Source organism: Nocardia noduli (assembly GCF_019038455.1).
Taxonomy (GTDB): Bacteria; Actinomycetota; Actinomycetes; order Mycobacteriales; family Mycobacteriaceae; genus Nocardia; species Nocardia noduli.
Window position 1 is genome coordinate 1 of sequence record NZ_JAFMPL010000289.1, and the last position, 428, is coordinate 428.

Consider the following 428-nt stretch of genomic DNA (forward strand, 5'->3'; position numbering starts at 1 on the left):
GTCGGCATCGGGCCGTCCTGGCGCCATGCAGCCTCCATCGCGAGCCAGGCCGTGCGGCCGTCGGGAGAGAGGGCCAGGCCTTCGAGCGTCGCATTGGCGCGCGGGCCGCTGTCGCCGCCGGGCCGCGGCTGGAAGGCCGGGGTCAGTGCGTACTCCCGCGCCGCCGCGCCGTCCGCATGGCTCTCCCGCAGCGCGGGGCCGTAGCCGCGCGCGAAGTCGCCTTCGCTGGTCCAGAGCAGCGATGCCCCGCCGGGCAGCCAGCGCACGGCCTCGGGGTCGGGCACCTCGCCCGCGTCCGGGCCTTCGCGGTGCGCCTGCAGCCGCGACGGGAACGGCCGGCCGTCCGGCTGCCGCAGCGTGAACAGGCCCGTGAGGCGGGGCGGCGCGAGCGCATCGTCGCCGTAGCGCAGTTGCGCGGTGTAGAAGCG

1 protein-coding gene is annotated in these 428 nt (G+C 77.6%); it reads right to left on the bottom strand.

From position 1 onward, the window contains the following. The coding region (locus JZ792_RS41430) for an esterase-like activity of phytase family protein (RefSeq protein WP_216918453.1) at nucleotides 1–428 on the bottom strand (428 nt) is incomplete at both ends.